Source organism: Nonomuraea sp. NPDC002799 (assembly GCF_053592075.1).
On sequence record NZ_JBSFVA010000092.1, the window covers coordinates 1 to 7220 of the forward strand.

General features: G+C 63.9%; 8 protein-coding genes and 1 pseudogene. 8 read left to right on the forward strand and 1 reads right to left on the reverse strand.

Annotated features, from left to right (window positions below; translation table 11 throughout):
• Nucleotides 1-156, forward strand: a pseudogene (locus ACWD0F_RS51310) (IS5/IS1182 family transposase); the annotation flags it as partial.
• Complete coding sequence (gene istB, locus ACWD0F_RS51315) at nucleotides 143-922, forward strand: IS21-like element helper ATPase IstB (protein WP_449890336.1); 780 nt, start codon at nucleotides 143-145, stop codon at nucleotides 920-922. The pseudogene ACWD0F_RS51310 and the gene istB, both read left to right, overlap by 14 nt.
• A 118-nt stretch (nucleotides 923-1040) precedes the next feature.
• Here the strand turns inward: istB and ACWD0F_RS51320 are convergent, their stop codons facing one another.
• Nucleotides 1041-1580, reverse strand: a complete 540-nt coding sequence (locus ACWD0F_RS51320; RefSeq protein WP_449890337.1) for a GNAT family N-acetyltransferase — start codon at nucleotides 1578-1580, stop codon at nucleotides 1041-1043.
• Nucleotides 1581-1759: 179 nt separating this feature from the next.
• Here ACWD0F_RS51320 and ACWD0F_RS51325 point away from each other — a divergent pair, with 179 nt between their 5' ends.
• The 6 genes from ACWD0F_RS51325 to ACWD0F_RS51350 form a co-directional block, all read left to right on the forward strand.
• Nucleotides 1760-2179 carry a transposase family protein gene (locus tag ACWD0F_RS51325; RefSeq protein ID WP_449890348.1) on the forward strand — a complete coding sequence of 140 codons (420 nt, stop codon included), beginning with the start codon at nucleotides 1760-1762 and terminating at the stop codon, nucleotides 2177-2179.
• A gap of 1092 nt (nucleotides 2180-3271) precedes the next feature.
• Nucleotides 3272-3766: a hypothetical protein gene (locus tag ACWD0F_RS51330; protein WP_449890339.1), complete on the forward strand. Its 495-nt coding sequence runs from the start codon at nucleotides 3272-3274 to the stop codon at nucleotides 3764-3766.
• A gap of 441 nt (nucleotides 3767-4207) precedes the next feature.
• Nucleotides 4208-4849 carry a transposase family protein gene (locus ACWD0F_RS51335; protein ID WP_449890340.1) on the forward strand — a complete coding sequence of 214 codons (642 nt, stop codon included), beginning with the start codon at nucleotides 4208-4210 and terminating at the stop codon, nucleotides 4847-4849.
• Nucleotides 4773-5951, forward strand: coding sequence for an ISAs1 family transposase (locus ACWD0F_RS51340; RefSeq protein ID WP_449890342.1), 1179 nt, complete (start codon nucleotides 4773-4775; stop codon nucleotides 5949-5951). Before ACWD0F_RS51335 ends, ACWD0F_RS51340 begins: the two co-directional genes overlap by 77 nt.
• Before the next feature lie 118 nt (nucleotides 5952-6069).
• Nucleotides 6070-6483, forward strand: coding sequence for a hypothetical protein (locus tag ACWD0F_RS51345; RefSeq protein WP_449890344.1), 414 nt, complete (start codon nucleotides 6070-6072; stop codon nucleotides 6481-6483).
• A 2-nt stretch (nucleotides 6484-6485) separates the two neighbouring features.
• Nucleotides 6486-7220, forward strand: a 735-nt coding sequence (locus ACWD0F_RS51350) for a transposase (RefSeq protein ID WP_449890346.1), incomplete at its 3' end; no start/stop codon positions are given.

A 7220-nucleotide genomic window follows, 5' to 3' on the forward strand; every position in this document is an offset into this window, starting at 1 on the left:
CTGTACAAGGAACGCAACACCGCCGAGCGCTGCATCAACCTGATGAAGGAGTGGCGAGGGCTGGCCTTCCGCTTCGACAAGACCCCGGAAAGCTACCTCGCCGGGCTCCACCTACGAGGCGCCATCCTATGGATCCGAAGCCTTGAACCCGCCTGAAGATCCGAACTCAGAACAGGCCCTAAATGCGGGACTGCGCCGGCTGAAGCTGGCCACCATGCGCCGTCTGGCCCCCGAACTGCTGCTCACCGCCAAGACGCAGCGCTGGAATCCCGAGGAGTTCCTGCGCACCCTGCTGGAGGCCGAACTGGCCGCCCGGGATGAGTCCAATGTCCGCACCCGGATGAAGGCCACCGCTTTCCCGGTGATCAAGACGATCGAGGAGTTCGACGTCGGATCATCATCGATCCCGCGCCCGACCTTCGACTACCTGGCCTCGCTGGAGTGGATCCGCGCTGCCGAGAACTACTGCGCGGTCGGTCCGGCGGGCACGGGCAAGAGCCACAGCCTCATCGCCTTCGGCGTCGCTGCTGTCCACGCCGGCCACAAAGTGCGCTACTTCACCGCCGCCGAGCTGGTCGAGACGCTCTACCGCGGCCTGGCCGACAACTCCGTCGGCCGCGTGATCGAGAACCTGCTCCGCAACAATCTGGTGATCATCGACGAAGCAGGGTTCGCCCCGCTGGATGACACCGGCGCGCAACTGCTGTTCCGCCTGGTGGCCGCCGCCTACGAACGCCGCGCGCTCGGCATCGGCTCGCACTGGCCCTTCGACCAATGGGGACGCTTCCTGCCCGAACACACCACCGCCGTCAGCCTGCTCGACCGGCTCCTGCACCACAGCGTCGTCGTGACCACCGAGGGCGAGTCTTTCCGCATGAAACAGGCACGAACCCGGACAGGCCGACGACTCACCAAGAAGTAGTCAACTGCGAAGGCATGGGGACCTCGACTTGGCCACCAGCGGCGACACGCACTCGACCGTTGACACTGAATTGACCCTGGCGTGACGACGTCACATGCTTTGCGTCAGAGCCACTTTTTTACATGGCCACGGACAGGCGCCTTAGCCGGTAGAGCACACAGCGGGCCACCCCGCTCTCTACGGGCACCCCGGGATGGTCGAAGTCCTCTTCGGGGTCACGGGTCATGCCGAGGCGCTCCATCACCGCACGAGAGCGCATGTTCCGTTCGGTTGTGATGGAGATGAGCTCGTCGAGGCTCGCTTCCTCGAAGGCGTAGGCGACAGCCCGCCGGGCGGCCTCGATGGCGTATCCGTGGCCCCAGGCGGGGCGCGCCAGTCGCCAGCCGATCTCCACCGCAGGTAGGAAAGGCGCGTTGAAGGTTTGCAGGATCAGGCCGGTGAACCCGATGAACCGCCCGCTCTCCCGTTCCTCCAGCGCCCACCAACTGTAACCGTGCTTCTCGAAGTGCTGCTCGATCCGGTCGACCAGGCGGTCGCTCTCCGCCTGCGTGAGCGTCGCGGGGAAGTGCTCCATCACCTCGGGGTCGGCGTTCATCGCAGCGAAGGGCTCCCTGTCCTCCTCGCGCGACCTGCGCATAATCAATCGTTCTGTCCGCATCCGACCTACAATACGAGGTCTTTGCGCCTCAGCAAAGATCGCTAAAAGCAAGATGATCACGGTGTAACTCTAATCTTCTGAAGATTGTCTTTCCTCGCCTGGCCGGGGCGGTGCTGGTCGACCGGGTGGCGGTCGAGGGCCAGATCGTTCGGGTGACGGCGCAGGTCCGTCCCGACCCGGTGGCTTGCCCGGTGTGCGGGAGCCCGTCCAGCCGTGTGCATGGCTGGCACTGGCGTCGCTTGCATGATCGACCTGTAAGTGAACGGGCGATGATGTTGGATCTTCACCTCCGGCGGTTGGCCTGCGCTGAGGTGGCGTGTCCACGGCGGACGTTCCGCGAGCACGTTCCGGATCTCGCGGTGCGATATGCGCGACGAACCCCGTCCTTGACAGCGTTGATCGGCGGTCTGGCGGTCAAGTTGGCCGGGCGGGCCGCAAGCGCCGCGCTCGCGCGCCGCCGCCGTCCACGACCGGCGCACCGCCGCGTTGGCCGCCGCCCAAGCCACCCACCCCGAACGCTTCGCCAGCGGCGGCATCGCCACCCCGCCCTGCCCGGCCCCGCCTGGATCAACAAGCCCAAGACCGAGGGATTGTACTAAGCTAGTGTTGGGCTATCTTCCGATCCGCGCAGGAGAGACCGCGTGATTTCTTCACAATTCGACGAGCTCTGCAGCGAATTCGCAACTGGTTGGCGAGCTTCAATGGATAACCCATCAGATAATTCGACGACTCGCGACTCATCTCCGCATAAGCCATCCTGGCAAGAGCAAGTGATCGGCGTCCTATTTGAGGGCCAGGACGCTAAGGTGGCTGAGAATTGGATTCGACAGATGCGGAGTGAGCTCCGAAGGCTGGCCGGTCTAATGCCTTTCAATGTTGTATACGACTGGCATGCCCATACCGTTTCACCACTAATAGATGAGGTAATCGAGCGACGAGGCGGGTCCGGGGAAGCGCACAAAATGGTTCAGCGATTGCACAGTCGTGCGCTGGCTGGGGAGATGATCGTTGCATCTGAATGGGCAGCAGTTCTCGAACCAGCCTTGTGGGAGATCTATCGTCACGCTTATCCGGATGCCATAGTATATTCTGCAACTTTCGATAAAGCCGTAGCCTTTGCAAGAGGGAAAGGCTACACCAAGGACGGTGCGGCCGAATATGCTCGTAAGTATACTAAAACGCGAACCGCCGCCCAAGGACGGTCCTTCGCCGATAGTAACGCAAGCGCGAACGCCCGAGCGTTGGCCTCTGCATATGCAGAGGCCAACGCTCGGGCTTATGCTAGGGCGATGCCGTTCGCCCAAGTGCACGCCTTTGTCTATGCGTGTGTTGATCAGGACGAACCTTCAAGTGTGGCTGTGGCACATCGGGCGTGCTACCGGCGTTTAGCTAATGGACTTTCTGATTGCCTGGCGCGAATACGGGCCTGAACTGTACCTGTTCGGTCGAGACAGGAGGCGGTATCGCGTCGCCACCGGTCCGTTTCCCCGAGTCTCCTTCGAACCAGACATGCGGTGCGAGCGAACCCTCAGCGGAGCTTGCCCTACGCCTTCATCAAGGAACCCGCGAATCCCCTAGCGAACAGAGTCAATAATCAATAGGCCGGATCACCCTGCATTCTAAGTCGATACGAGCGCTTGCCGAAAGTAAAGCAATTCATATCATCTCGCTAATTCCTGATTGGAGATATTGTGGCGGAATCACTGTGGGGCGATGCCATCGATCATGCTGAGCAATTAATGCAACAATGCATCGAGATACTTGAGGCATCAGGCCTTCAAAAGGCAGAACATGTCGAAACATCCCCTTTTGACGTCAAAATAGATCATCTGAAGGAAAGAGTTGGGGATGGAGAGCAGCCCGATCGATTTGAGTCCTGGCTGTGCGCCCAACTGCAGCGAATGGGCCATAGGGTAAATCGCCCAGTAGCTATACGCGCAGGCGGGGTTGCTGAAATTACTCAAACTCTAACAAAGTTCGCATTCGATCAAGCGGCGAATGAGCAGGGCGAGGACCCGGCAGTCCGGACATGGTATCGGGGGACCATCATGGATGGCCGAGTCGTTGAGCATGCTGACGGCACAGTGAGAGGCACGTTGAGATATCAACATTTTTCTGCCCTGTACCGTATAATCAAGACAATGGACCGTGCGCTGGATCTTGAGCAGAGCATACGCTTCGACTGAAAATCTTATTGACAGTTTCGGTCCTCAGGGACTCTGACGGTCGCCGCCACAGCATCTGATCAGACTGTACGCTTCCCAAACCAGATGACACCCAGGGCGACCCGCAAAGTCATTTCCGCAGGTAGACAGCGATGAGAGGCTCGTCCGGCAGGCGTGGTTGGGAAGGCCTGGGTGTGTCCGGTTCTCGCGGGGATCGGTCACTGTGTGTCATGAACGTGAGCGGGACGCGCGGGTGATAGGAAGCGGCGCTGGTCACCGGCAGTAGCTGGAGTTGGAGGACAGACACCCAGAAGATCACAGGTAGATGTCGGCTCGGTGTGTCGCCGTGCGTGAAGCAACGAAAACCCCGTAGGAGCGGAGGTTCCTACACGCGCCGTCCCCAGGGGGTTTTCGTTGTCTGCAAGGTACTGTCCGCCGGTTGCCCGTGTCGAGTCCGAGGTAGTGCCCGAGGTAGTGCCCGAGGTGTGTGCGGGCGGATTGGGCGAGGTCGTGGAGGTGTTGCGGGAGCGCTCTTGTCAGGTGGCGGCGCTGGGCGGGGTCCAGGCCGACGGCCTGCTGGCGTGCCTGGCCATGATTCCCGACCCGCGGCATCGGCGTGGTGTGCGCTACACGCTGGCCTCGATTGTGGCGTTGTGCCTGGCGGCGATGTTGTGCGGGGAGAAGACCAGAACCGACATTGTGGCGTGGGCGGCTGCGGCGCCGCGCTGGCTACTGGCAGCGGCCGGGGTGCGCATGCGCCGGGGAGTGCTGCGTGCCCCGCACGCCGATACCGTGGAACGGCTGCTCCTTCGCGTGGACGGCCAGGCCGCCGATGACGCGCTCGGCGGTTGGTTCGCCCTGCGCGCGGGCCTGGGCATCATCCCCGGCCCCGGCCCCGGGCCGCGAGCGGAGAGGGAGTCCGAGACGGAGCCGCCGCCGGTGTTGCTGGTCGATGGGCAGCCGGCCGCCGTGGCGGTGGACGGCAAGGCGATGGCCGGCGCGGGTCGACCCGGTCAGCGGTCGGGCGATGTTCCTGCTCGCCGCGGCCACGCACACCGCCACCAGCGTCCTGGCCCAGCGTCAGATTGGCCCCAAGAGCAATGAAATTCCCAGCTTCGCGCCGCTGCTGGCCGGGCTGGAGCTGAGCGGGGTGGTGCTCACCATGGACGGCCTGCACACCCAGCGCGCGCACGCCCGCTTCCTCGTCGAGGTCAAGCGCGCCCACTTCGTCATGATCGCGAAAGACAACCAGCCCCGGCTGTTCGACGCCCTGGACGCCCTGGCCTGGAAGGAGGTGACGATCGGACATCGAAGCCAGGAGACCGGCCACGGGCGGCACGAGGTGCGCACCATCCAGGTGAGGGACGCCCCCGACGACCTCGATGTCATCTTCCCCCATGTCAAGCAGGTGTTCCTGGTCGAGCGGCACGTCACCCGCAGGGTGCGCTGCCGCCGCCGGGGCAGCGGGAAGTTCTACACCAAGGTGGTCAAGACCGCGATCGCGGTGCTCGGAATCACCAGCCTGACCGCCGGGCAGGCCAATCCCGCCCAGCTCGCCGCGCTGGTGCGCGGCCACTGGTCGATTGAGGCCATGCACTTTGTCCGTGATGTCACATTCCGTGAAGACGCCTCGACCATCGCCACCGGCTCCCGGCCCCGGCTCATGGCCACGCTACGTAACATCAGCATCGGACTCATCCGTCAATCCGGCACCCGGCGCTGGCGCGGCAGCCGGGTGCGCTGCCGCAGCCAGGTCGCTGGATGCGCGTCGGTGAGCGCGTCCCAGGGCGTCGGGCCCAGGACCCGTGCGGCCTCCTGCCGGTGGTCGATCATGAAGGCCATCAGATCCACCACGGACCCTAGGTCAATATTGATCTTTCGTGTGTTCACGGTCTCGGGTGAGCGGTTGACCGAGGAACGGTTGGCCGGCTCGAGGGCTCAGCGCCGGAACGCGGCGGCAAAAACGCCGATTCGAGAGGCGTCCTGGATCATCGCGGCAGGGTCGGGCAGGGTCTCCAGCCAGCGCGCGAAGTGCAGGAGGGAGGAGCTGCGCTGGTTGGTCAAGGTGGTCCAGGTCAGCGTTCCGGACTCCAGCAGCATCGCCATGTGCCACTTCAGAGCGTTGCTCATCCAGGGCAGCCGGGCATCGGCGGGTGAGCAGCCGACCGACCGGGCGGGTTCACGTTCGCGCAGCGGGGGTGCCTAGCCCCAGCTATTCAACCGAGGCGGTAGCTGTGTTCTAGATCATGAGAAAAGGTGCCCCTGAACTGCAAGGATTCGGGTGTCGAAGCCATATCCGCTGCAGAAGCAGGTGCACCTTTCTGGTGAGTGAGCGTACCGGGTGGGACCGGCGGTTGTCTGTCACCGCTGATGGAAAAGGGCTGGTCGGGCATGCGGGCGCGGTGCTGTTGCATAAGATCGCCGATCGGGTGGGGCTGACCGAGGAGCTCGGCGAGCTATGGCCGGGCGGGCAGAGCGCCACCTGGCGGAATCGCGCGCACGTGCTCCTCAGCCTGGCCACGGCGATCGTGTGTGGTGCGCGCAGCGTGCTGGAGGCCGAGCGGCTGCAAGCCCATCAGACGGCCCTGCTCGGGGCGATGCCGTCGGACTCCACCACCCACCGCACGCTGGCCGGCCTGGACGAGGCGATGCTCGCCCGCTGGCCAAGGCCAGGGCGAAGGTGCGGCGCCGGGTATGGGGGCTGTTGCACCTGCGCCCGGGTGGCTTCCCCTGGCTGACGGTGGCGGGCAAACGACTGAAAGGGTGGATCGTCATCGACATCGACGCCACCATCATCACCTCGGCCTCCGACAAGAGCGGGGCGGCGGTCACGTTCAAGAAGACCTATGGCTTTCACCCGCTGGCCTGCTGGTGCGCCAACACCCAGGAATCGCTGGCGATGCTGCTGCGCCAGGGCAATGCGGGCAGCAACACCGTGGCCGACCACCTGCGGGTGCTCACCGACGCACTCACCCAGATCCCGAACTCCTGCCAGGCCAAGATCCTCATCCGGGTGGACGGCGCGGGTGCCACCCATGACCTGCTGAGGCATCTGGAAGGGCTGAACACCACCCGCCGCACGGTGCGGTACCTGGTCGGCTGGACCATCACCGACATCGACGAGCAGGCCATCGCTCTGCTGCCCGCCACCGCCTGGGCCGACTCCCTCACCCAGGACGGCGACCTGCAACCCGGTTATCACGTGGCCGAACTGACCGGCCTGAACCGGCGCACCGGCTGGCCCGGCGGCATGCGCCTGCTGGTGCGCCGGGTCCGCCCCTCGGCCCGCCACCGCAAGAACCTCACCGTGTTCGAGATGCGGACCGGCTGGAAGTACTCGATCATCGTCACCAACATCGGCCGCATGTGGGGCATCGCCGGCTCTCAGAGGGCATTTGGTTTGCCCATGTTTGTGTTAGTACGTTCCTCGCCAGGTTGGTGTCGCCTCGTCCGTTATGCGCTTGCTGGCATTGTC